Consider the following 21783-nt stretch of genomic DNA (forward strand, 5'->3'; position numbering starts at 1 on the left):
CAGGGGGAAGCCTACAGCCGTGGCGCGACGCCCGACACCCCGCTCGCCTGCTCCAGCTGGGAGAGCGCCAGCAGATAGGCATAGCGCGCCTGGTTGGCCTGGACGCGCGTCACGTTCAACACGCGGAGCGCATCCAGAACGTCGAGCAGCGTCCGTCCGCCGGCGACATAGGCCTGCTCGGTGCTGCGATAGGCCTCCTCCGCGCGGCCGAGCGCGCCGCCGGCATAGAGGTTCAGCAGGGCACGCGACTGCTCCACCCCGGCCCAGGACGCGGCGAACTCCGCCCGCGCCTGCAGCATCGTCGCCCGCGCCACGGCATCCGCCTGGCCCTGCTGCGCGGTCGCCGCCGCGACATTCCCCTCGACGATGCGCGAGGTGAAGATCGGCACCGAAAGCTGAACGCCGAAGCTGTTGAGCGCGCTCAGCCGGTCGCGCGAATCCGGCAGGTCCTGCGAGAGCGCCGAGCGGCTCCAGCCCGCATCCACCGTCACGTCACGCGAGCGGCCCGCCTCGACGAGCTGCCGGTTGGCCGCCGCCGCCGCCGCCTGGCGCTCCGCCGCCACCACATCCGGCCGGCTGGCGACGCCCCGGGCCAGCTCCTCCCGGCCGATGCCGAGATCGGGGATGGCATCGAACCGCCCGCGCACATCGAAGGCCACGGGCGAGAGGATGGTCCGCACCGCGGTCGGCGCGCTGGCCGGCCCCGCCGGCGTCCCCGTCCGCCCCTGCTGCCCCGGAGGCGGCGCCAGCGCACCCCTCACCGCCGGGTTGATCCCGAGCGAGGAGAGCGTCCCCGCCCCCGGCTGGAAGGCCGCCGGATCGGCCGAGAGCAGCGCCGCCACCGCCGCGACGCCCGCCGCATAGGCCTGGGCGTTGCTCGTCACGTCGCCCTCGAACTGCAGCCGGCTCGCCTGGAAGCGCAACAGGTCGCCCTCGGGGATGGCGCCGTCGCGCAGCTGCCGGCGCAGCAGCTGCTCCGTCCGGTCGAGGCTGGCGCGGTTGCCGAGCGCGACCTCGAGGTTGGCCCGTGCCAGCAACGCGCCGAGGAAAGCCTGGCGCAGTTGGAAGATCTGGGTGCGCAGCGCATCCAGCACCTGCGCCTCCGCGCCCTCGACCTGCCGCTCCGCGAAGCGGGTGCGGAGCGTCCGTTTGCCGCCGCGCTCCACCAGCACCGTCAGCCCGACGCTGATGTTCTTGGCCGGGCTCAGGTAACGCGCCCCGCGCACTGCGCCGTTCCGCGTCTCGCCGAACTGGGCAAAGGTATTGCCGACCGAAACGGCGGGCGCGGGCCGCGAGGAGGCCACCAGCCGCTGCGCCCGCGCCGCATCCACCCCCCGCCGCGCGGCGATGACGGCGAGGTTGCGCTCGACCAGCGCCGCCTCCGCATCCTCGAGGGAGAGCGGCCGGGCGCCCGGCCCGATCGGCAGCGGCGCCATCCCCGGCGGTGGGGAGGCTGGCGGGGTGGGCTGCGTCTGGGCCCAAGCCGGCAGGTCGGCAAGCAGGGCGCAGCCGAGCAGGGCCGCGCGGAAGGACAGCCTCATGCCCGTACCGCCGCGCCATGCGTCGCCGCCTCGGCCCGGCGGATATGCCGCGGCTTGCCGAAGAGATCGATCATGGCCGGGAAGACCACCAGGATGAAAAGCGGCACCAGCCCAATCCCCCCGACGACGACGAGCGCCAGCGGCTTCTGCACATCGGCACCGATGCCCGTCGCCAATGCCATCGGCAGCAGGCCCGTGAAGCTGGCGAAGCAGGTCATGAAGACCGGCCGCATCCGGTCCCGCCCGGCCTGGTCGAGGGCCGGGCGCCAGGGCATCCCCTCCAGCCGCAGATGGTTGAAATGGGAGAGCATGATGATGCCTTCCATCACGGTGATGCCGAACAGCGCGAGGAAACCGATGGCCGCCGGCACGCTGAAGTTGAGCCCCGCCACGGCCAGTGCCGCGATACCGCCGGTGATCGACATCGGAACGATGCCAAAAACGAGCAGCGTCTCGCGCAGCGTATTGAACTGCACGTACAACAGAACGAGGATCAAGGCGAGCGCCGCCGGCACCACCACCAGCAGCCGCCCGATAGCCTCCTGCAGGTTGCGGAACTCACCCACCCAGTCGAGCCTGTAGCCTGGCGGCAGCTCCACCCGGGCGGCCACCAGCGCCTGCGCCTCGGCGACGGTGCTCGCCGGGTCCCGGCCGCGCACGCTGAAGCGGATCGGCACGTAGCGCGAGGCATCCTCGCGATAGATGTAGGAGACGCCGGAGATCAGCCTGATCTCCGCCACGTCGGAGAGCGTCGCCCCGCGCGGCCCGCCGACCGGGATGCGCCCGATCGCCTCCAGGCTATCCCGGTAGGGCGCGTCCAGCCGCACGACGATCGGGAAATTGCGGTCACCGCCCGGCTCGTAGAGCCGCCCCGCCTCGCGCCCGCCGATCGCCGCCTGCACCACCTCGTTCACGTCGTCGACCGCCAGCCCGTAGCGCGCCGCCCGCCCCCGGTCGATCTGCACTGCGACGGTCGGCTGGCCGAGCGAACGGAACACGGCGAGGTCGGCCACGCCCTCGACGCCGGCCATCACCTGGCGAATCTCCTCCGCCTTGCGGGCGATGATGTCGAGCTCCGGCCCGTAGACCTTCACCGCATTGGCGCCTTTCACGCCGGAGGCCGCCTCCTGGACATTGTCGCTGATCGCCTGGGAATAGCTGAACTCCACGCCGACGAACCGGCCCGCCAGCCGCTCCTGCATGGCCCGCACCAGCCCGTCGCGGTGCGGCGCCGTGGTCCATTGCTGCGGCGGCTTCAGGGGGAGGAAGAACTCGGCATTGAAGAAGCCGGCGCTGTCCGTCCCGTCATCCGGCCTTCCCTGCTGCGAAGTGGCGGTGATGACCTCGGGGAATTCCATCAGCGTCCGCCGGATGCGGTTCACCGTGTCGTTGCCCTCCTCGAGGCTGATCGTCCCCGGCATGGAGGCGCGGACCCAGAGGTTGCCCTCCTCCAGCGTCGGCAGGAATTCGGCGCCGAGCTGCGACATCAGCAGGAGCGAGCCGGCGAAGAGCGCGGCCGCCAGCAGCAGGCAAACGGCGCGCGCCCGCATCGCCGCGGCATAGAGCCGGCTATGGACCCAGCGGAGCGCACGCACCAGCAGCGTGTCGCGCTCCTTGCTGTCCTCGCGCAGGAGAGCGGCGGCCAGCGCCGGGGTGATGGTGAAGGTCGCCAGCAGCGCGCCGATGATCGCATAGGCATAGGTCTTCGACATCGGGCCGAAGATGCGCCCCTCGATGCCGCCGAGCGTGAAAAGCGGGATGAAGGCGGCGATGATGATGAGCGCCGAGAAGAAGATCGCCTTGTCCACCTCGCCCGCCGCCCGGAGGACGGTGAGCGAGAGGCCGGACAGCTCCTTCGAGCCGGTGGGCGCGATGTAGCGGTGCGCCGGGTTCCGGCTGAGCCCCAGATGCCGGTAGATGTTCTCGACCATGATGACCGTGGCATCGACCAGCAGGCCGAAATCGAGCGCGCCGAGGCTGAGCAGGTTGGCGCTCTCGCCGCGCGCCATCATCAGCAGGATGGCGAAGAGGAAGGCGAAGGGGACGGTCGCCGCCACCACCAGGGCGCCGCGGAAGTCGCCGAGGAAGAGCCACTGGATGATGAGGATGAGGGCGACGCCCTCGATGATGTTGTGGACCACCGTGCGGGTGGTGATCTTCACCAGGTCCTCGCGGTCGTAGAGCGGGACGATCTTCACCCCCGGCGGGAGCACGCCACCGGCGTTGATCCGCGCCACCTCCTGCTGCACGCCGCGGATGGTCGGCAGGGTCTGTTCGCCGCGCCGCATCAGCACGGTGGCCAGCACCACGTCGTCGTCGTTTTCCTGGCCGGCGATGCCGAGGCGCGGCAGGTTGCCGATCTCGACCGTCGCCACGTCGCCGAGCAGCACCGGCACGCCGCCCTCGGCCGAGACCACCACGTTGCGGATGTCGTCCAGCCCGCGGATCAGCCCGATCCCCTGCACCACCGCCGCCTGCGGCCCGATGCGGATGGTGCCCGCCCCGACCGTCGCATTGCCGGCCCGCACCGCTTGGATCACCTGCGGCAGGGCAAGGCCGAGCGCCGCGATCCGCCGGAGGTCGACCACCACGTTGTAGCTCTTGGAAAGGCCGCCGAAGGAGGTGACGTCGACCACGCCGGGGACGCGCTTGAAGCGCCGGTCGAGCACCCATTCCTGCAGGGTCTTGAGGTCGGCCAGCGAATAGCCGGGCGGGCCGATCAGCCGATAGCGCATGATCTCGCCGATCGGCGAGAGCGGGCTGATCTGCGGCTGCACGCCCTCCGGCAGCCCGTTGAGCTGGCCGAGACGGTTCAGCACCTGCTGCAAGGCCTGATCATAGGTGTAGTTGAAGTTGAACTGCACCCGCACGTCGGAGAGGCCGAACAGGCTGGTCGAGCGGACCGAGGTGAGGTTCGGCAGCCCCGCCATCGCCACCTCGACGGGGATCGAGACGTAGCGCTCGATCTCTTCCGCGCTCTGTCCCTGATTCTGGGTGATGATCACCACCTGCGGCGGCACCGGGTCCGGATAGGCCTCGATGTTCAGCCGGGTGAAGGCAGCCAGGCCGACGACGATGAAGGTGAAGAACAGGAGGATGACCAGCGGCCTGCGCTGGAGAGAAAAGGCGACGATCTGGCGCATGCTGGCCTTCCCGACTGGCCGGGATCGCCGGCACGCTATTTTGCCCCGGAACCCGTGCCCGTCGCCAGAAGCTTGCCGCTCAGTCGATCCGGGCGGCGCGGTCGATGAAGAGGGCGCCGCCGGTGACCACCCGGTCGCCCGGATTCAGCCCGTCGGTCACCTCCACCATGTCGCCGGCGCGGATGCCGGGCCTGATGCGGCGGAGGATGAAGCGGTTGTCGTCGAGGGCCAACCAGACGCTGGCCTCGGCGCCGCGGTAGATGATGGCGTTCACCGGGACGCCGACATTCTGTTCGCCCTCGCCGACCGAGATGCGGAAGGTGGCGAACATCTCGGGTTTCAGCAGGTGCTCCGGGTCCTTGACCTCGGCGCGGACGGTAAGGCGCCGCGTGGTCGGGTCGAGCCCGGCGCCGACGGTGGCGATGCGCGCCTCGAAGCGGTGGCCCGGCAGGGCGCCGACGCTGACATCGACCGGCTGGCCGGTCCTGATCATCGGCGCATCCAGCTCCCGCACCGCGGCGACGAGCCACATGGTGGAGAGGTCGGCGATGGTGAAGACCGGGTCGGAGGCGCCGGTCGAAAGCCATTGGCCGGGGCCGACGCGGCGCTGCACCACGGTGCCGCCGATCGGCGCCGTCACCGGCACCACGGCGTTGACCATGCGGGTCTGCTCGATCCGGGCGATCTCGTCCATGCTGCGGCCGAGGACGCGCAGCTTGTCGCGGGCGGCTGAAAGCGCCGCCTCGGCGCTGCGGAGGTCGGCCATGGCCGTCATAGCGCCGGTGCGGGCCTGTTCGACATCCCGCTGCGAGGCGGCACGGGCGCCGAACAGGCTGTTCTGACGCGCCTCCTCGCGCCGCGCCTGGTCGAGCGTGGCGCGCGCCTTGTTGGCGGCATCGGAGGCCGAGAGAAGGTCGTTGGCGGCGCCGGCGAGGTCGGTGGTCTCGATTTCGAGCAGGGTATCGCCCGCCTTCACCTCGTCGCCCATCCGGACCAGCACGCGGACCACACGGCCATTATAGGGCGAGAAGACGGGGGTGGAGCGGTCCTCGTCATAGGCGATGCGCCCCTCGGCCACGCGCTCGGCGCGGAAGGCGCGGGAGTGCATCTCCTCGATCCGCAGCGCCCGCATCTCGGTATCGGAGAGGCGGAACTCGCCCTGGGTGAGCGGCTCGGTCTGGGTGGCGGCAGGCGAGGTCGGGACCGCCTCGGCGGCCTTGCGGGACTGGTCGTACCAGTAATAGCCGCCGGCCAGGCCAGCGAAGACGAGGCCAAGCGCCAGCCAAAGCCTCCCGCGGCCGCGCGGCGCCTCGCCGGGATCCTGGGCCGGCTGGGGGGGCGGGGCGGCGGCGGCGCTGGCCCCGGGCAACGGCTTCTGGGTCGCGGCCGCCTGCAGGCTCAGGACGTCCACCGTCGATGCGAAACCATCGATCCCTTTCGGCGGCGGCAGGTGAGTGGCGTTCATGGTTTTCCCGGACCCTGCGGAAGCGTCGTCGACCGTCTTGACCCCTGGCACACCCCTTGGGCATCGCCTGGCGGCCGGCCTGGTCCGGCTCCGTCACGATGCATCATGCGCTGTCTGGAATTACACCCACCTAGGGGGAAACCTGAAACCTAAGCCATCTCTTAGCCGTTATGGTAGCGAAAAATCTCTTAAAAAACACGGCTTGCGGCAAGACGCCGTGCATCGAATACCATGGCTGCGTCCCTTGCCATGAAGGAACGCGCCCTTGTCTCTCGATACTGCTCAATTCCTCGCAGACCTGGACCGGCTGCGACAGACCGGCGCCTACCGCACCGGCGTGCATCGACCGACCTTCGGCGCCGAGGACATGGAGAGCCGACACTGGCTCGCCGCGGCCATGGAAGCGGCGGGGCTGGAGGCACGTATCGACGGCATCGGCAACGTCCTCGGCCGCCACCGCGGGCCGGGGCCGCATCTGCTGGCAGGCAGCCATATCGAGACGCAGAACCAGGCCGGCTGGCTGGACGGCGTGCTCGGCGTCGTCGCCGCCCTCGCCCTTGCCCGCGCCGGACTGCCGGTCGATGTCTGCGCCTATGCGGATGAGGAGGGGCATTGGGGCGACTTCCTCGGCAGCCGCAGCCTCATCGGCGCGGTGGACGAGGCGGAGCTGGACGCGGCACGCAACCGTCATGACGGCCGCCCGCTGCGCGAGGCGCTGAGGGAGGCGGGGCTCGCCGGGCGCGAGCGGCTGCGGCTGGAGCCCGGCCGGTACAAGGGGGCCTTCGAACTGCACATCGAACAGGGAACGCAGCTGGAGCGGGCCGGGATGCGTATCGGCGTCGTCACCGGCATCGTCGGCATCCGGCAGTGGAGGATCACCGTCACCGGTCAGCAGGACCATACCGGCGGCACCACCATGGCGGAGCGGCGCGATGCCGGGCTGACGGCGGTTCGGCTGCTGGCGGCGCTCGACCAGGCGATGCCGATGGCGGCCGGCCCGCGCAGCGTCTGGACCACCGGGCGCATCGTGCTGGAGCCCAACGCGCCGCAGATCATCCCCGGCCGGGCGGAGATCACCTTCTCCTTCCGCGACCTCTCGCTCGAGGTCATGGACCGGATGGAGGACTGCCTCCGCCGCACCGTGCAGGAGAGCAACCGGCGCGAGCGCTGCCCGGCGGTGCTGGAGCCGATCGGCCATACCGCCCCCTCCCCCTGCGACCCGACGATGCGGGCGGCGCTGCGCGAGGCCGCCGAGCAGCTCTGCCCCCGCGCCTGGACGGAGATGCCGAGCGGGGCGATCCATGACAGCCAGATCCTCGCCCGCGTCATGCCGGTGGCGATGCTCTTCGTACCCTCCATCGGCGGCATCAGCCACCATTGGACGGAGGACACGAAGCGGGAGGACCTGGCCCTCGGCCTCAAGGTGCTGGCCGAAGGCGCGAGGCGGTTCCTTGCGAGCTAGATCATCAGCTCGATCAGGAAGGGGCCGGGGCGGGAGAAGCTCTGCGACATCAGGTCGCCGAGCGCCTCGAGCGTCGTCGCCTGCGCCGCCTCGACGCCCATCGAATTGGCGAGCTGGACCCAGCCGATATCGGGGTTGCCGAGGTCGAGCATGTCCATCGCCGTCCGCCCCGGATTGGCGCCGACATTGCGGTATTCGCCGAGCAGGATCTGGTACTTGCGGTTGGAGAGCAGCACCGTCGTCACCGGCAACCGCTCGCGCGCCTGGGTCCAAAGGCCCTGCACCGTGTACATGGCGCTGCCATCCGCCTGCAGGCCGATGACGCGGCGGCCGCCGCCGGCGATTGCCGCACCGACCGCGACGGGGATGCCGTAGCCGATGGCGCCGCCGCAATTCTGCAGCCAGTCATGCGCCGGCGCCGCCACCGTCTCGGGGAAGAAGCCGCGGCCATAGGTGACGGATTCATCGACGACGATGGAGCCCTCCGGCATCAGCGCGGCGACGGCGCGGGCGAGGCCCTCGGGCGAGAGGGCGCCGCGCGGCGCCTCGGGCCGCGGGCCGGCGGAGGGGATGGCGGCAGCGGGCACGCCCAGCTCGTCGGCGAGGGCCGCGAGGGCGGCTTCGGCGTCCTGCTCGTAGCGGGTCAGCAGGTGGACGGCGGCATCGGCCGGGTAGAGGCGGCTCGGCTTGCCGGGATAGCCGAAGAAGCCGATCGGCTCCTTGGCATTGACCAGCACGAGGTGCTGGACGTCGGCGAGCGCGGCGAGAGCCTGGTCCACCACATAAGGCACGCGGTCGAGCGGCAGGCGGCCCTGGCCGCGCTGGGTGCGGGCGTTCGAGCCCTCGGCCAGCAGCCTGCAGCCGGTGGCGGCGGCGATGCGATGGGCCTGCTTCTGCGCCCCCTCCATCAAGGCGAGGCCGCCGAGCAGGAGCATCACGCCGCGTTGCTCGCGAAGGATGCGGGCCACCTGCTTCACCGCATGCGGGTCGGCGACGGGGGCGGCGGGGACGGGCAGCGGCTGGGCGACGACGCCGCCCTCGTTCCAGGACGAATCGGAGGGGAGGATCAGCGTGGCGATCTGGCCGGGCGAGGTGCGGGCGGCCTGGATGGCCGTCGCGGCATCGGCGCCGACATCCTCCGAGCGGGTCGTGGTGCGGGTCCAGGCCGAGACGCCCCTTGCCCAGCCCTCGGTATCGGCGGTCAGCGGTGCGTCGAAGGGCCGGTGGTAGACCGCCTGGTCGCCCACGATGTTGACGATGCCGGAGCGGGCGCGGCGCGCGTCGTGCAGGCCGGCGAGGCCGTTGGCGAGGCCCGGGCCGCAATGCAGCAGGGTCGAGGCCGGCTTGCCGGCGATGCGCCAGTAACCGTCCGCCGCGCCGGTGACGATGTTCTCCTGCAGGCCGAGGACGCAGCGCATGCCGGGGATGCGGTCGAGCGCGGCCACGAAATGCATCTCGCTGGTGCCAGGGTTGGAGAAGCAGACATCGACCCCTCCCCCGAGGAGGGTGTTCACCAGGCTTTCGGCTCCGTTCACGGCGCGGTCCTCTCGGTTGATGGGCGCAGGGTGCAGGGGCTTGCGGCAGTGGGCAAGATGGGGCGGCCCATGGCAGGCTGTTGCGCGACCGAAGGGGAGGAGGCCATGGCCGCAGAACGCTTCATCGTCCCGCGCCGGGTGGCGCTGGGGCTCGCCACGGGGCCGCTGCTGGTGGCGGCCGGGCCGGTGCGGGCGCAGCCGCGGCTCGACCGGGTGAGCTTCGTCACCAACTGGCGGGCCCAGGCGGAGCATGGCGGCTTCTACCAGGCGCAGGCGGCGGGGCTCTACCGCGCGGCGGGGCTGGAGGTGGAGTTGCGCTCGGGCGGGCCGCAGATCAACCCGGCGCAGCTGCTGATCGGCGGGCGCGTCGACATGGCGATGGGCAACGGGCTCGGGGCGCTGGGCTTCGTGCGGGAGGGGATTCCGTTCCTCTGCGTCGCCGCCATCTTCCAGAAGGACCCGGTGGTGCTGATCGGGCATCCGGGCCAGGGCATCACGGATTTCTCCTCGCTGAAGGGACGGCCGGTGCTGATCAGCGCCGAGCCGCGCGTCACCTGGTGGCCCTATGTGCGGCAGAGATACGGGCTGAGCGACGAGCAGGTGCGGCCCTATACATTCAGCCTGGCGCCCTTCCTGGCCGACAAGCGGGTGGTGCAGCAGGGCTACCTGGGGAGCGAGCCCTTCTCGATCCGGCAGCAGGGCGTGGAGCCGGTGGTGCTGCTGGTGCATGACAGCGGCTTCCAGGACTACGGCACCACGATCAATGTCGGGGCGAAGACGCTGGCCGAGCGGCGCGAGGTGATCGGGCGCTTCGTCGAGGCCAGCCTGGCCGGCTGGGACCAGTACCTGAAGGGCAAGGCCGGCGGCTTCGACACCGAGGCCGCGAACCGCCTGATCCGGCAGCAGAATCCGGAGATGGGCGAGGAGCTCATCGCCTACGGCACCCGGATGATGAACGAGGAGGGCATCGTGCGGTCGGGCGATGCGCTTGCGCTCGGCATCGGGGCGATGACGGAGGCGCGCTGGGCGGCACTCCACGAGGCGGCGACGCAGGTGGGCGTGGTGCCGCGGGGGATGGAATGGCGGCGGGCCTTCGACCTCGGGCTGGTAAACAAGGGCATCGGAAAGGCTTGAAGGTTTGAGGGCCGGGCCCGGGCAAGCCCTTGCAGCACTTCGTTTTGACTTGACAATTTTAGGATTTTAGTCCTTTATCCCAGTCTCGGCATGGGGCCGGGATGGAGGGTCGCATGCTCGTCAGGGTCTCGCCGCAATGGCAAATCACCATCCCCACGGCGCTCCGCGCCCGCTTCGGCCAGACCAGGCAGGCAGAGGTGAGGATGGAGAACGGCGTGCTGATGGTGAGGCCGGTCATCGCGTCCTCCCCCGACTGGGTGGAAAACCAATTCGCGCCCCAAGGGATCACCAAGGAGGTGCTGTGGGAGGCGATGCGGGTGATCGAGGGGCGGCGGCGCAAGGCGGGAAATTGACTATATTCCTATAGCGCAGGTGGGGAGCCGGAGGCAAGGGGTATCCGGCCCTTGCCGCCTGCATAGTCATCCCTTCATCCTTGCCCGATGATGCCCCTGCCCTCCCCCCTCGCGTGACGCTCGTCGCCCTCGATGGCGTCGGCAAGCGCTTCGCCAGCGGGACGGAGGCGCTGCGGGGGGTCGATCTGCGGATCGAGCGGGGAGAATTCCTCTCCCTGCTTGGCCCTTCGGGCTGCGGGAAATCGACCCTGCTGCGGCTGATCGCAGGGCTGGCGGAGCCGAGCAGCGGGCGGATCACCCGGGCGGCCTCACGCCAGGTCGGCTTCGTCTTTCAGGAGGCGACGCTGCTGCCCTGGTCGGATGCCCTCACCAATGTGCGGCTGCCGCTGCGGCTGGCGGGCGTGGCGCGCGCCGAGCAGGAGGCGCGGGCGGCGGAGGCGCTGGCGCAGGTCGGGCTCGGCGGCTTCGAGCGGGCCTATCCGCGGGAGCTGTCGGGGGGGATGCGGATGCGCGTCTCCATCGCCCGGGCGCTGGTGACGCGGCCGAGCCTGCTGCTGATGGACGAGCCCTTCGCCGCCCTCGACGAGCTGACGCGGCACCGGCTGAATGACGACCTGCTTGCCTTGTGGGCGGGGAGCGGCGTGACGGTGGTCTTCGTCACCCATTCGGTCTTCGAGAGCGTCTACCTCTCCTCGCGCATCCTCGTCATGGCGGCGCGGCCGGGGCGCATCGCGGCGGAACTGCTTGTGGAGGAGCCGGCGCCGAGGCCAGCAGGGTTCCGCACCTCGGCGGGCTATGCAGCGCTGTGCCGGCGGACGACGGAGACGCTGGAGGGGGCGATGCGGGCATGAGGCGATGGGCGGACTGGCTGGCGCCGGCCCTGGTCGGGCTGCTCGTGGTCGGAGGGTGGGAGGCGGCGGTCAGGCTGCTGGAGGTGCCGGCCTACCAGGTGCCGGGGCCGGTCGCCATCGCCCGCGCCCTGGTGGAGGACTGGCCGCTCTTCCGCTCCTCCATGCTGGTGACGCTCAGGATCGCGCTGCTGGCGCTGCTGCTGGCGGTGACGCTCGGCGGGCTGCTGGCCGTGCTCTTCGCGCAGTCGCGCTGGGTGGAGCGGGCCTTCTTCCCCTATGCGGTGGTGCTGCAGGTGACGCCGGTGGTCGCCATCGCGCCGCTGATCCTGATCTGGGTGGACGACGTCACCCTCAGCCTGCTGATCTGCGCCTGGATCGTCGCCTTCTTCCCGATCCTGTCGAATACCGTGCTCGGGCTGAACAGCGCCGACCGCAACCATGTGGAGCTGTTCCGCCTCTACGGCGCGACGCGGTGGCAGACGCTCCGGCTGCTGCGGCTGCCGGGGGCGCTGCCCTTCTTCCTTGCGGGGTTGCGCGTGGCGGGGGGGCTGGCGCTGATCGGGGCGGTGGTCGCGGAGTTCGTGGCGGGCGCGGGCGGGACGGGCTCCGGCCTCGCCTTCCGTATCCTGGAGGCGGGGTACCAGCTGAAGATCCCCCGCATGTTCGCGGCCCTTGCGCTGATCTCGGCGCTCGGCATCGCCATCTTCGCGGTGCTCGGGCTCGTCCAGCACCTGCTGCTCGGGCGCTGGCACGAGAGCGCGATGCGGCCGGAGGGCTAGGCCGCACGGAGGCGGCGCAGGACGGTGTCGATGACCCCGCCGAGCGCCGTCGCGTCCCGGGAGAGCTGATCGGCGATCTCCCGCAGTTCGCCGGCGCTGCGGCCGACGCCGAGGACAGCCCCGTTGACCTCACCGATATTCGCGGTGACGGAGCGGGTGTCGCCGGCGGCGTTCTGGACGCTGCGGGCGATTTCCTGCGTTGTCGCGCCCTGCTGCTCGATGGCGGCGGCGATGGCGGTCGCCACCTGGTCCATCTGCCCGATCACCTCGGCCACGCGGCGGATCATCGTCGCCGTGTCCTGGGCGGCGCGCTGCATGTCCGTCACCTGGGCGGCGATCTCCTCGGTCGCCTTCGCGGTCTGGGCGGCAAGGTTCTTGACCTCGGAGGCGACGACGGCGAAGCCCTTGCCGGCCTCACCGGCGCGCGCCGCCTCGATGGTCGCGTTCAGCGCCAGCAGGTTGGTCTGCCCGGCGATGTCCTGGATGAGCTGGACCACGCCGCCGATGCGCTCCGAGCTGGCGGTGGTGCCGATCACCTGGCGGTCCGCCTCCTGGGCAAGGCGCACGGCCTCGGCCGCGATCTCGGTCGATCGGTCCATCTGCCGGCCGACCTCGGCGACGGAGCAGGCCAGCTCCTCGGCGGCGGCGGCCACGGTCTGGACGTTGCCGTTGGCGCGGTCGGCGGCCTGGCCGGCAGCCGCGGACTGGCCAGCGGTGCGGCCCGTCGCCTCCGACATCGCCAGGGCGCTCTCGCCCATGCGGTGGGCGATCTGCAGCACCCCCTGCGCGGTGCGCTGCACCGAGGCCTCGATCTCCTCGGCGGCGGAAAGCATGGCGGCGCGGCGCGCGGCCTCGGTGGCTTCCTGGTCGCGCTCGCGCTGGATGCGGGCCTCGACCAGGTCGGTCTGCATGCGGGTGAGCGCGGCGGCCAAGCTGGCGATCTCGTCCCGGCCGGCGACGGCAAGGCGCTGGTCGAGGTGGCCGCTCGCGATGCCCTCGGCGAAGGCGACGCAGTCGCGGACCGGGCGGACGATGCCGCCGGCGGCGAGCACCATGGCGCCGATGCCGAATGCCGCGACCGCGATGCCGGCTGCCAGCTGCAGCAGCGCATCCGTCCGGTTGCGGGCCGCGAGCTCGGTGCCGAGCTGGGTGGCGGCGGCGAGCGCCACGGTGCGCGGCACCTCGACCAGCACGCTCCACGGCTTGCCGGTATTGCCGAGGATGATGGGCGAGAAGGCGCGCAGCGAGTCGGTCGAGCGATCGAGGGCGGCGACGGCGCGGCCTTCCTGCACGGTGCGGAGATCCGCCTGCCAGTCGGGGCTCAGCGGCGCGAAGGTCTGGCCGATCTGCGCCGGGTGGTTCGAGCTGGCGACGACGAGGCCCATATTGCTGACGATGGTGACGGCGGCGCGGCCGCCATAGAGCTGGGCGGCCACATCGGTCGCCAGCTTCTGCACGAAGGCGAGGTTAAAATCGGCGCCGGCGACGCCGAGGAAGCGACCCTCCCGCTTGATCGGCACCGAGAGGGTCGCCAGCAGCAGGTTGCGCCCCTGCACCACATAGGGCAGCGGGTCGAGCACGCTTTCGCGGCCATGCTCGCGCGGGCCGAGATACCAGCCGCCCTTCATCACGCCGTTCGGGTGGAGGTCGCGGCTTTCATACTCGACGAGCGGCTGCAGGCCGATGCGGCCCGTGGCGTCGCGGTTCCAGTAGGGGACGAATCGGCCGGTGCCGTCCGTCCCCGTCGTGCGCTGGCCGCGGTAGAAGGCGTCGGCGCCGTCGAGCGCATCCGGCTCCCACGCGGTGTAGGTGCCGTTGAGGTTGGGCTCGTGGCTGAGGACGGCGGCGAGGATGCGGTTGATCTGGGTGCGCCGCAGCTCCGGCTCCAGACCGGAATCGGTCCCACCGAGGACCCCCAAGGTGGAGGCCAGGGCGCGGGCGGCATCGAGGGCGGTGCGGAATTCGAGGCGGATGCGGTTGGCCTGCACCGCGGCGACGCTGCCGAGATAGTCGATGGCACCCTGGTCGAGCAGGGCCTCCGTCCGGGACTCGACCACCTCCGCGGTGCGGAAGGCGGTGAAGAGGTTCCAGCCGGTCAGGATCATCCCGGTGGCGAGGAGGCAGGCGCCGGAGAGGGCGGCGATCCTGGTGCGGACGGAACGGAACTGGAGTGTCGGCACTGCTTGCATCCACGCTGGGCAGCCGGCGCCGGATTGCGCCAAGCCTCTGCGGTGGAGTCTGCGGGCCAAACATTACGATTCGGCTTATCTCCCGGGGCCGCCGGGACGGAGCCGCCGGCTCATCGCGCCAGGAAGGCGCGAAGCCGGTCGCCGGCCGGCGCCATCCCGACCACGCCATTGAGGTGCCCGAGCGGCCCGGCCAGCTCGGCCGTCTCCACCTGCTTGCCGGCGCCGCGCAGCGCCTCGACGAAGTCGCGCACGCCATCGGCGAGGAAGACGCGGTCGGTCGGGGCGGACACCACCAGCCAGCGCGCCGGGCCGCCCGAGAGGGCCGCGCCGAAGCTTGGGTATTCGTTGAGGAAGAGCTGGTTGGCCCGCACCATGTAGATGAAGGCGTTGGCGTCCGAGGTACGGGCCCGCGCCATCGCCGCATCGTCGAGCCAGCGCTCGATGGCGAAGCGGTCGCCGATGCGGCGGGCGGGGTCCTGCCCCTCCGGCAGCTGGCGGTCATACTGCTTCGCCCAGAGCCGATCGCGGGCATGGAGCGTCACGATCTTCCAGGCCTCGGCCAGGCCGCGCAGCGGCGGCTCGCGGCCCTGGGCGTAGTAGTTGCCCTCGGCCCAATTCGGGTCGAGCCGGATCGGCGCCTCCCAGATGTCGAGCCAGCCCTGCATCCAGGCATCGATATCGGCGGAGATCACCGGCATCACCCGCTCGACGAAGCCGGGATAGGCGGCGGCCCATTCGATGCTCTGCAAGCCCCCGTTGGAGGGGCCGGCGACGAGGGCGAGGCGCTTCACCCCGAGGCTGTCGAGCAGCCGCTTCTGCGTCTCGACGAAGTCGCGCATGGAAACGACGGGGAAGGTCATGGCGTAGGGCCGCCCGGTATCCGGGTTGATGCTGGCCGGGCCGGTCGTCACCGTGTTCGCGTCGGGCACGTTGACGTTGACCAGCGTATCCGCCGAGACGACGAAGTAGCGGTCGGTGTCGATCGGCTTGCCGGGGCCGATGATCGCGTCCCAGTAGCCGGCCGGGCCGCCGGCCGCGAGCCGGCCGAAGGCATGGCTGTTGCCGCTGAAGAAGTGGCAGATGAGGATGGCGTTGGTGCCCTCCGCGTTCAGCCGGCCCATGGTCTGGTAACCGATGCGAAGATTGGCGATGGTCGCGCCGCCGCGGGTCTGGTAGGCGCCGCCCTCGAAGACCCGCTTCTCGACCACGTCCTGCGCCATCGCCGGCCCCATCATCAGGCCGAGCGCCAAAGCCAGCGCCGGCAGAGCACGCCGCATCATCCGTGTTTCCCCCAAGGGTTCGCCCGGGCCGCATGGTGGCGGGGCCGGCGGCGGCCGGCAAGCCTCGCAACCGCTGATATGCCAGTGGAATGCAACAGGGATACCGTTGCGCCGCTACCGCTGCCCGCCTAGCCTCGCGTCACCAGCGCCCCTCGAAGGGCGCGGCGAACCACAGGGGGGCTTCCGTCTTGATGACAGTGTCGCTGCTGCTCGTGATCCTGCTGGGGGCGTTGTCCCTCGCCTATGGGGTGGTGACCGCCCGGCAGGTGATGGCGCTCGATCCGGGCACCGCCCGCATGCAGGAGATCGCCCAGGCGATCCAGGAGGGCGCGCAGGCCTATCTGAAGCGCCAGTACATGACCATCGGCCTCGTCGGCATCGTGCTGTTCGTGCTGATCGTGCTCTGGCTCGGCATCGGCGTCGCGATCGGCTTCGTGATCGGCGCAGTGCTCTCGGGCCTCGCGGGCTTCATCGGCATGAACGTCTCGGTGCGCGCCAATGTCCGCACCGCGCAGGCCTCCACCAGCTCGCTCGCCGCGGGGCTCGATGTCGCCTTCAAGTCGGGGGCCATCACCGGGATGCTGGTGGCCGGCCTCGCCCTGCTCGGCGTCGCCATCTACTTCTTCATCCTGGTCGTGCTCGTCGGGCATGCGCCGAACAGCCGCCCCGTGATCGACGCCCTCGTGGCGCTCGGCTTCGGCGCCTCGCTGATCTCGATCTTCGCCCGCCTGGGCGGCGGCATCTTCACCAAGGGCGCCGATGTCGGTGGCGACATGGTCGGCAAGGTCGAGGCCGGCATCCCCGAGGACGATCCCCGCAACCCGGCCACCATCGCCGACAACGTGGGCGACAACGTGGGCGACTGCGCCGGCATGGCGGCCGACCTGTTCGAGACCTATGCCGTGACCATGGTGGCGACGATGGTGCTGGCCGCCATCGCCTTCCCGGCCGACATGCTGGCGCAGGGCATGCTCTTCCCGCTGGCGATCGGCGCGGTCTGCGTCGTCACCTCCATTGCAGGAACCTATTTCGTCAAGCTGCCGGCCAACAACTCCATCATGGGGGCTATGTACCGGGGCTTCATCGTCACCGGCATCCTCTCGCTCGTCATGCTGCTGCCGCTGAGCTACCTTGTATTCGGCAGCGGCACGCTGAGCGCGGCGGGCGCCGACTTCACCGCCTTCTCGCTCTTCCTCTGCGGCCTCGTGGGCCTCATCGTCACCGGCCTCATCATCGTGGTGACGGAGTACTACACCGGCACCGACTACCGCCCGGTGAAGGCCATCGCCGAGAGTTCCGTGACGGGCCATGGCACCAACGTCATCCGCGGCATCGCCGTCAGCATGGAGAGCACGGCGATCCCGGCGCTCATCATCATCGCGGGCGTGCTGTTCAGCTTCAACCTGGCGGGGCTCTACGGCATCGCCATCGCGGTGACGACGATGCTGGCGCTGGCCGGCATGGTGGTGGCGCTCGACGCCTTCGGGCCGGTGACGGACAATGCCGGCGGCATCGCCGAGATGGCCGGGCTGCCGAAGGAGATCCGCGTGACGACCGATGCGCTGGACGCGGTCGGCAACACGACGAAGGCCGTCACCAAGGGCTATGCGATCGGTTCGGCGGGACTCGGCGCGCTGGTGCTCTTCGCCGCCTATACGCAGGACCTTGCCTATTTCTCGGCGAATGCGGCGACCTTCCCCTACTTCGCCGGGATCGGCGCGCTCACCTTCAGCCTGACCAGCCCCTATGTGGTGATGGGGCTGCTGTTCGGCGGGGCGCTGCCCTTCCTCTTCGGTGGCATGGCGATGACGGCGGTCGGCCGCGCCGCCATGGCGGTGGTGGAGGAGGTGCGGAAGCAGTTCCGCGAGAAGCCCGGCATCATGCAGGGCACGGACCGGCCGGATTACGGCCGCGCCGTCGACATCCTCACCAAGGCGGCGATCAAGGAGATGATCATCCCCTCGCTGCTGCCGGTGCTCTCGCCGCTGGTCTGCTACTTCGGCGTGCAGGCAATCGCCGGGAAGGCGGCGGGCTTCGAGGCGCTGGGGGCGATGCTGCTCGGCGTCATCGTCACCGGCTTCTTCGTCGCCGTCTCCATGACCACGGGCGGCGGCGCCTGGGACAATGCGAAGAAGTACATCGAGGAGGGCCACCACGGGGGCAAGGGCTCCGAGGCCCACAAGGCCGCGGTGACGGGCGACACCGTCGGCGACCCCTACAAGGACACCGCGGGCCCCGCCGTGAACCCGATGATCAAGATCACCAACATCGTGGCATTGCTGCTGCTGGCGATCCTCGCCCACAGCTGAAACGGAAAGGGCCGGCGGATCGCTCCGCCGGCCCCTCTCCTACCTACCGGCCCGTCCGGGCCAGCGTCAGTATCGCCCGCTGGGGCTTGCCGGAGGCTTCGGCGATTCGCCGGTCCTGCGCCTCGATTTCGCCCCGTGCCGGCTCGTCGCCATCAAGTCCACCCAGCAGCTCGGTCGGCACCTTGCGGTTGGAGGCACGGCTGCCATCCGCATAGGCGACATCGAAAAGCACGTATTTTCCGTCATCGCGGCGCTTGGCCATGATACTATCCTCATGCCGCCGCAGCGGTGGTTATCGTTCCTGCTCCGCGGGCTCTTCCTCGGGCGGCAGGCCCTGGGCCTCGCGCTCGGCCTTGCGGCGGGCGACGGCCTCCTCGCGCTCGCGCTGCTTCGCTTCCTGCTTCGCCTGCTTGCCGCGATTCACCTCGGCCCGCTGCTGGCCGTAATTCGGTCTGCGCGCCATCGGCTGCTCCCGGACGTGATTCTAGGCTGACGGCATCATGCCGCAGCGGCTTCGATGAGCGTCTGTGGTCGGCTCAGCTGAAGACGGCAGGCGGTCCGCCACGGAGTTGGTTCTCCGGCACCACGCGCTCATGCCCGTCCTGTTGGTGCTTCACCCGGTACTCACGGACATTCGCCGGACCAGGGAGCTGCCGTACCACGGTATAAAGGCCGCGCGGCACATTGCCGTCGAAGCGGCCGGCGATGAATTCGACATTCTGGCCGACGGTGTAGAGATGCGTTGCCATGCTGGCCTCCTCTTGCCACCGCAAAAAAGAGGCGGGCCGAAGCCCGCCCCAGTCGCTCAGTCGAGCTTCAGGTTGCAAGCGGAGAGCTTGCCCTGCTGGCCGCGCTGCACATCGAAGCTGAGGCGCTGGCCGTCCTGCAGGCCCTGGAGGCCGGAGCGCTGGACATCGGAGATGTGGACGAAAACGTCAGCGGTGCCGTCCTCGGGCTGGATGAAGCCGTAGCCCTTGGTCGCGTTGAACCACTTAACAGTGCCGGTAGACATGCGGGGAATCCCATCATGCAAGGGTGCCGTCCCACGCCATCGCGGGGCGGGCCAATCTGCCTTTGAGGGACGGAAACCAGGCTCGGGCTCCCAGGGGAGCAAACGAAACGGGCCGAACCAGACGGGTTGACGCCTAAGATATGGGCCTATCCCGCCGGCATTGCAATGGGGTGCGTCAGCCGATCCGCAGGCGCGACGGGATGGGCAGGCCGAGATGCAGCGGCACGTTCCACACCTCGCGCACCGTCCGCAGCCGGCCGAACCCCGCGGCGAGGTAGTTGGGCAGGGCGCGTGGATGGTCCGCCGTGCAAGTATTGACGGTGAGGGCCCGCGTGCCCTGCGCCCACCCCTCCTCTACCGCATGGAGCAGGAAGGCCCGCCCCAGCCCGGTGCCGACCGCATGCGGCATCAGCCCGAAATAGGAGAGGTTGACCAGCGGGCGGTTGCGCCGGTCCAGCTCGTAGAAGCCCGCCGGCTCGCCATCCTTATAGAGCACATGGATGCTGACGCCCGGATCGGCCAGGACCCGGCCAAGCTCCGCCTGCGTCAGCGTCCGCCGCAGCCACCAGACATAGTCGTGCCCGACGGTGTCGTAGAGGTAGCGGTAGAAGCTGATGGAGCATCGCGTCGCCTCGGTGACGCGGGCGCCGGGCGGCAGCGGCGGCGGCGGATCGGCGGGGCGCCGATCCATCCGCAGGAAGGTGACATCGACGGCGACCGCTGCCGTCCGCTCCGCCGCGACGCTCATCCCACGCGCTCCGCCGCGATGTTCATCCCACGCGCTCCGCCGCGATGTTCATCCTAGTTGTCGAGGAAGCTGCGGAGCTTCCGCGAGCGGCTCGGATGCTTCAGCTTGCGCAGTGCCTTGGCCTCGATCTGCCGGATGCGCTCGCGCGTCACGTTGAACTGCTGGCCGACCTCCTCCAGGGTGTGGTCGGTGTTCATGCCGATGCCGAACCGCATGCGCAGCACGCGCTCCTCGCGGGGCGTCAGGCTGCTCAGGACCCGCGTCGTCGCCTCGCGCAGGTTGGACTGGATGGCGGCATCCAGCGGGATGATCGCCGCCTTGTCCTCGATGAAGTCGCCGAGATGGCTGTCCTCCTCGTCGCCGATCGGCGTCTCGAGGCTGATCGGCTCCTTGGCGATCTTCAGGACCTTGCGGACCTTCTCGAGCGGCATGCCGAGCTTCTCCGCCAGTTCCTCCGGCGTCGGCTCGCGGCCGATCTCGTGCAGCATCTGCCGCGAGGTGCGGACCAGCTTGTTGATCGTCTCGATCATGTGGACCGGGATGCGGATGGTCCGCGCCTGGTCGGCGATCGAGCGGGTGATCGCCTGCCGGATCCACCAGGTGGCGTAGGTGCTGAACTTGTAGCCGCGGCGGTACTCGAACTTATCGACGGCCTTCATCAGGCCGATATTCCCCTCCTGGATCAGGTCGAGGAATTGCAGGCCGCGATTGGTGTATTTCTTGGCGATCGAGATGACGAGGCGGAGGTTGGCCTCGATCATTTCCTTCTTCGCCTGGGTCATGTCCCGCTCGCCGCGCGAGACGGTGGCGTAGACCCGGCGGAACTCCGCGATCGGCAGGTTGGTGTCGTTGGCGATGGCGCCCATCTGGGCGCGCACCGCCTCCACATCGTCGCGCGAGCGGGCGATGAAGGCCTTCCAGGGCTTGCCGGTCAGCTTGGTCAGCCGGTCGAACCAGGCGGGGTCCAGCTCGCTGCCGCGCCAGTGCTGGAGGAATTCCTCCCGCTTCACCTTGGCCCCCTCGGCCAACCGCAGCACCTGGCCTTCGAGGCTGGTGAGCTTGCGGTTGAGGGCCTTCAACTGCTCGACCAGTTCCTCGATGCGGTTGTTGTGCAGGTGGACCTTCTGCACCAGCGCGACCAGCTCCTGGCGCGTCTTCTCGTAGGTCTTCTCGGAGCGGCCCTGCAGGTCCTCGCCGGCGGAATAGGCCTCCATGCGCTTCGACTGCAGCTTGTGCAGGCGGGCGTAGCCCTGCTCGATGGCCTCGAAGGCGGCCAGCGCCTCGGGCTTCAGCTTCTCCTCAAGGGCGGAGAGCGAGAGGCCCAGCCCCTCGCCTTCCTCGCCTTCCTCAAACTCCTCGTCCGGGTCGGGCGGAGCGGCGCCCTCGGGGCTGTCGGCGGCGGCGGTCGCCTCGAGGTCGATGACGTCGCGCAGCAGCATCTTGCCCGCGCGGACGGCCTCATGCCAGGCGATGATGGCCTTGAAGGTCTGCGGGCTCTCGCAGAGCCCGCCGATCATCATGTCGCGGCCGGCCTCGATGCGCTTGGCGATCGCGATCTCGCCCTCGCGGGAGAGCAGCTCGACGCTGCCCATCTCGCGGAGATACATGCGGACGGGGTCATCGGTGCGGCCGAGGCTCTCCTCGTCGACGTTGCCGCCGCCTTCCTCCTCGTCCTTCTCTTCCTTGTCCTCGGTAGCGGGCTTGGCGACGGCGGTGCCCTCGCCGTCCTCGCTCTCCTCGGACTCGACCACGTTGATGCCGATCTCGCTCAGCATCGCCATGGTGTCCTCGATCATCTCGGAGGAGACCTGGTCGGAGGGCAGCGCCGCGTTCAGCTCATCATAGGTGACATAGCCCCGCTCCTTGCCGCGGGCGATCAGCTTCTTGACGGCCGCCGTCATCGTGTCGAGGAGGACACCCTCCACAACCTCGTCACGCGTCTCGACCGTATCCGTACCACCTGCGGCCTTGCTCGCCATGCC

At 70.2% G+C, this 21783-nt stretch carries 18 protein-coding genes; 6 read left to right on the plus strand and 12 right to left on the minus strand.

The genetic code is table 11. The features are described from left to right. Nucleotides 1-11: 11 nt before the first annotated feature. The 3 genes from JMJ56_RS15155 to JMJ56_RS15165 all read right to left on the minus strand — a co-directional run bounded on the left by JMJ56_RS15155 (nt 12) and on the right by JMJ56_RS15165 (nt 6149). The gene (locus JMJ56_RS15155) at nt 12-1541 is read right to left on the minus strand and encodes a TolC family protein (RefSeq protein ID WP_202832597.1); all 1530 of its coding nucleotides are present in this window, start codon (nt 1539-1541) and stop codon (nt 12-14) included. After that, the gene (locus JMJ56_RS15160; RefSeq protein ID WP_202832598.1) at nt 1538-4684 is read right to left on the minus strand and encodes an efflux RND transporter permease subunit; all 3147 of its coding nucleotides are present in this window, start codon (nt 4682-4684) and stop codon (nt 1538-1540) included. The genes JMJ56_RS15155 and JMJ56_RS15160 overlap by 4 nt, the downstream gene beginning before the upstream one ends. 79 nt (nt 4685-4763) lie before the next feature. Further along, nucleotides 4764-6149 (minus strand): efflux RND transporter periplasmic adaptor subunit, encoded by a 1386-nt coding sequence (locus JMJ56_RS15165; protein WP_202832599.1) that lies wholly within the window; start codon nt 6147-6149, stop codon nt 4764-4766. Between the two features lie 265 nt (nt 6150-6414). Between JMJ56_RS15165 and JMJ56_RS15170 the strand changes: the two genes are divergently transcribed. Then, nucleotides 6415-7611 carry a Zn-dependent hydrolase gene (locus JMJ56_RS15170; RefSeq protein ID WP_202832600.1) on the plus strand — a complete coding sequence of 399 codons (1197 nt, stop codon included), beginning with the start codon at nt 6415-6417 and terminating at the stop codon, nt 7609-7611. On the opposite strand, the gene JMJ56_RS15175 is transcribed toward JMJ56_RS15170, so the two are convergent. Continuing rightward, on the minus strand, nt 7608-9146 hold the full coding sequence (locus JMJ56_RS15175; protein WP_202832601.1) for an acetolactate synthase large subunit: 1539 nt from the start codon (nt 9144-9146) through the stop codon (nt 7608-7610). The genes JMJ56_RS15170 and JMJ56_RS15175 overlap by 4 nt on opposite strands. Before the next feature lie 105 nt (nt 9147-9251). Here JMJ56_RS15175 and JMJ56_RS15180 point away from each other — a divergent pair, with 105 nt between their 5' ends. The 4 genes from JMJ56_RS15180 to JMJ56_RS15195 all read left to right on the plus strand — a co-directional run bounded on the left by JMJ56_RS15180 (nt 9252) and on the right by JMJ56_RS15195 (nt 12263). Then, nucleotides 9252-10280: an ABC transporter substrate-binding protein gene (locus JMJ56_RS15180; protein WP_202832602.1), complete on the plus strand. Its 1029-nt coding sequence runs from the start codon at nt 9252-9254 to the stop codon at nt 10278-10280. A gap of 113 nt (nt 10281-10393) precedes the next feature. After that, entirely contained in the window at nt 10394-10633 is a 240-nt protein-coding gene (locus JMJ56_RS15185; RefSeq protein ID WP_202832603.1) for a hypothetical protein, read from the plus strand. Nucleotides 10634-10713: 80 nt separating this feature from the next. Then, nucleotides 10714-11484 (plus strand): ABC transporter ATP-binding protein, encoded by a 771-nt coding sequence (locus JMJ56_RS15190; protein WP_236037791.1) that lies wholly within the window; start codon nt 10714-10716, stop codon nt 11482-11484. After that, on the plus strand, nt 11481-12263 hold the full coding sequence (locus JMJ56_RS15195; protein ID WP_202832604.1) for an ABC transporter permease: 783 nt from the start codon (nt 11481-11483) through the stop codon (nt 12261-12263). Before JMJ56_RS15190 ends, JMJ56_RS15195 begins: the two co-directional genes overlap by 4 nt. Here JMJ56_RS15195 and JMJ56_RS15200 read toward each other — a convergent pair. Together JMJ56_RS15200 and JMJ56_RS15205 are read right to left on the minus strand one after the other, a co-directional pair. Beyond that, the gene (locus JMJ56_RS15200; protein ID WP_328702388.1) at nt 12260-14443 is read right to left on the minus strand and encodes a methyl-accepting chemotaxis protein; all 2184 of its coding nucleotides are present in this window, start codon (nt 14441-14443) and stop codon (nt 12260-12262) included. The two genes, JMJ56_RS15195 and JMJ56_RS15200, sit on opposite strands and share 4 nt — an antisense overlap. Before the next feature lie 119 nt (nt 14444-14562). Further along, nucleotides 14563-15732: an E22 family MetX-like putative esterase gene (locus tag JMJ56_RS15205; protein WP_202832606.1), complete on the minus strand. Its 1170-nt coding sequence runs from the start codon at nt 15730-15732 to the stop codon at nt 14563-14565. A gap of 191 nt (nt 15733-15923) precedes the next feature. Between JMJ56_RS15205 and JMJ56_RS15210 the strand changes: the two genes are divergently transcribed. Further along, the gene (locus JMJ56_RS15210) at nt 15924-18041 is read left to right on the plus strand and encodes a sodium-translocating pyrophosphatase (protein WP_202832607.1); all 2118 of its coding nucleotides are present in this window, start codon (nt 15924-15926) and stop codon (nt 18039-18041) included. Between the two features lie 43 nt (nt 18042-18084). Here JMJ56_RS15210 and JMJ56_RS15215 read toward each other — a convergent pair whose 3' ends face one another. The 6 genes from JMJ56_RS15215 to rpoD all read right to left on the minus strand — a co-directional run bounded on the left by JMJ56_RS15215 (nt 18085) and on the right by rpoD (nt 21780). After that, nucleotides 18085-18303, minus strand: coding sequence for a hypothetical protein (locus tag JMJ56_RS15215; protein WP_202832608.1), 219 nt, complete (start codon nt 18301-18303; stop codon nt 18085-18087). Between the two features lie 30 nt (nt 18304-18333). Continuing rightward, on the minus strand, nt 18334-18504 hold the full coding sequence (locus JMJ56_RS15220) for a hypothetical protein (RefSeq protein WP_201445576.1): 171 nt from the start codon (nt 18502-18504) through the stop codon (nt 18334-18336). Between the two features lie 73 nt (nt 18505-18577). Then, a complete protein-coding gene (locus tag JMJ56_RS15225; protein WP_043364632.1) occupies nt 18578-18790 on the minus strand; it encodes a hypothetical protein in 213 nt (70 codons plus the stop codon). A gap of 56 nt (nt 18791-18846) precedes the next feature. Beyond that, nucleotides 18847-19053, minus strand: coding sequence for a cold-shock protein (locus JMJ56_RS15230; protein WP_043337870.1), 207 nt, complete (start codon nt 19051-19053; stop codon nt 18847-18849). Between the two features lie 175 nt (nt 19054-19228). Beyond that, the gene (locus JMJ56_RS15235) at nt 19229-19801 is read right to left on the minus strand and encodes a GNAT family N-acetyltransferase (protein WP_202832609.1); all 573 of its coding nucleotides are present in this window, start codon (nt 19799-19801) and stop codon (nt 19229-19231) included. Nucleotides 19802-19854: 53 nt separating this feature from the next. After that, complete coding sequence (gene rpoD / locus JMJ56_RS15240) at nt 19855-21780, minus strand: RNA polymerase sigma factor RpoD (RefSeq protein WP_202832610.1); 1926 nt, start codon at nt 21778-21780, stop codon at nt 19855-19857. Between the last annotated feature and the right edge of the window lie 3 nt (nt 21781-21783).

This window comes from Belnapia arida (genome assembly GCF_016773205.1).
Lineage (GTDB): Bacteria > Pseudomonadota > Alphaproteobacteria > Acetobacterales > Acetobacteraceae > Belnapia > Belnapia arida.

Bases quoted from the DNA above. Each gene is read 5' to 3' on its own strand.
- JMJ56_RS15215 (WP_202832608.1), bottom strand. From the start codon at position 18,303: ATGGCCAAGCGCCGCGATGACGGAAAATACGTGCTTTTCGATGTCGCC.
- JMJ56_RS15180 (WP_202832602.1), top strand. From the start codon at position 9,252: ATGGCCGCAGAACGCTTCATCGTCCCGCGCCGGGTGGCGCTGGGGCTC.
- JMJ56_RS15210 (WP_202832607.1), top strand. From the start codon at position 15,924: ATGACAGTGTCGCTGCTGCTCGTGATCCTGCTGGGGGCGTTGTCCCTC.
- JMJ56_RS15220 (WP_201445576.1), bottom strand. From the start codon at position 18,504: ATGGCGCGCAGACCGAATTACGGCCAGCAGCGGGCCGAGGTGAATCGC.
- JMJ56_RS15235 (WP_202832609.1), bottom strand. From the start codon at position 19,801: ATGAGCGTCGCGGCGGAGCGGACGGCAGCGGTCGCCGTCGATGTCACC.
- JMJ56_RS15230 (WP_043337870.1), bottom strand. From the start codon at position 19,053: ATGTCTACCGGCACTGTTAAGTGGTTCAACGCGACCAAGGGCTACGGC.
- JMJ56_RS15165 (WP_202832599.1), bottom strand. From the start codon at position 6,149: ATGAACGCCACTCACCTGCCGCCGCCGAAAGGGATCGATGGTTTCGCA.
- JMJ56_RS15195 (WP_202832604.1), top strand. From the start codon at position 11,481: ATGAGGCGATGGGCGGACTGGCTGGCGCCGGCCCTGGTCGGGCTGCTC.
- JMJ56_RS15160 (WP_202832598.1), bottom strand. From the start codon at position 4,684: ATGCGCCAGATCGTCGCCTTTTCTCTCCAGCGCAGGCCGCTGGTCATC.
- JMJ56_RS15185 (WP_202832603.1), top strand. From the start codon at position 10,394: ATGCTCGTCAGGGTCTCGCCGCAATGGCAAATCACCATCCCCACGGCG.
- JMJ56_RS15225 (WP_043364632.1), bottom strand. From the start codon at position 18,790: ATGGCAACGCATCTCTACACCGTCGGCCAGAATGTCGAATTCATCGCC.
- rpoD (WP_202832610.1), bottom strand. From the start codon at position 21,780: ATGGCGAGCAAGGCCGCAGGTGGTACGGATACGGTCGAGACGCGTGAC.
- JMJ56_RS15205 (WP_202832606.1), bottom strand. From the start codon at position 15,732: ATGATGCGGCGTGCTCTGCCGGCGCTGGCTTTGGCGCTCGGCCTGATG.
- JMJ56_RS15155 (WP_202832597.1), bottom strand. From the start codon at position 1,541: ATGAGGCTGTCCTTCCGCGCGGCCCTGCTCGGCTGCGCCCTGCTTGCC.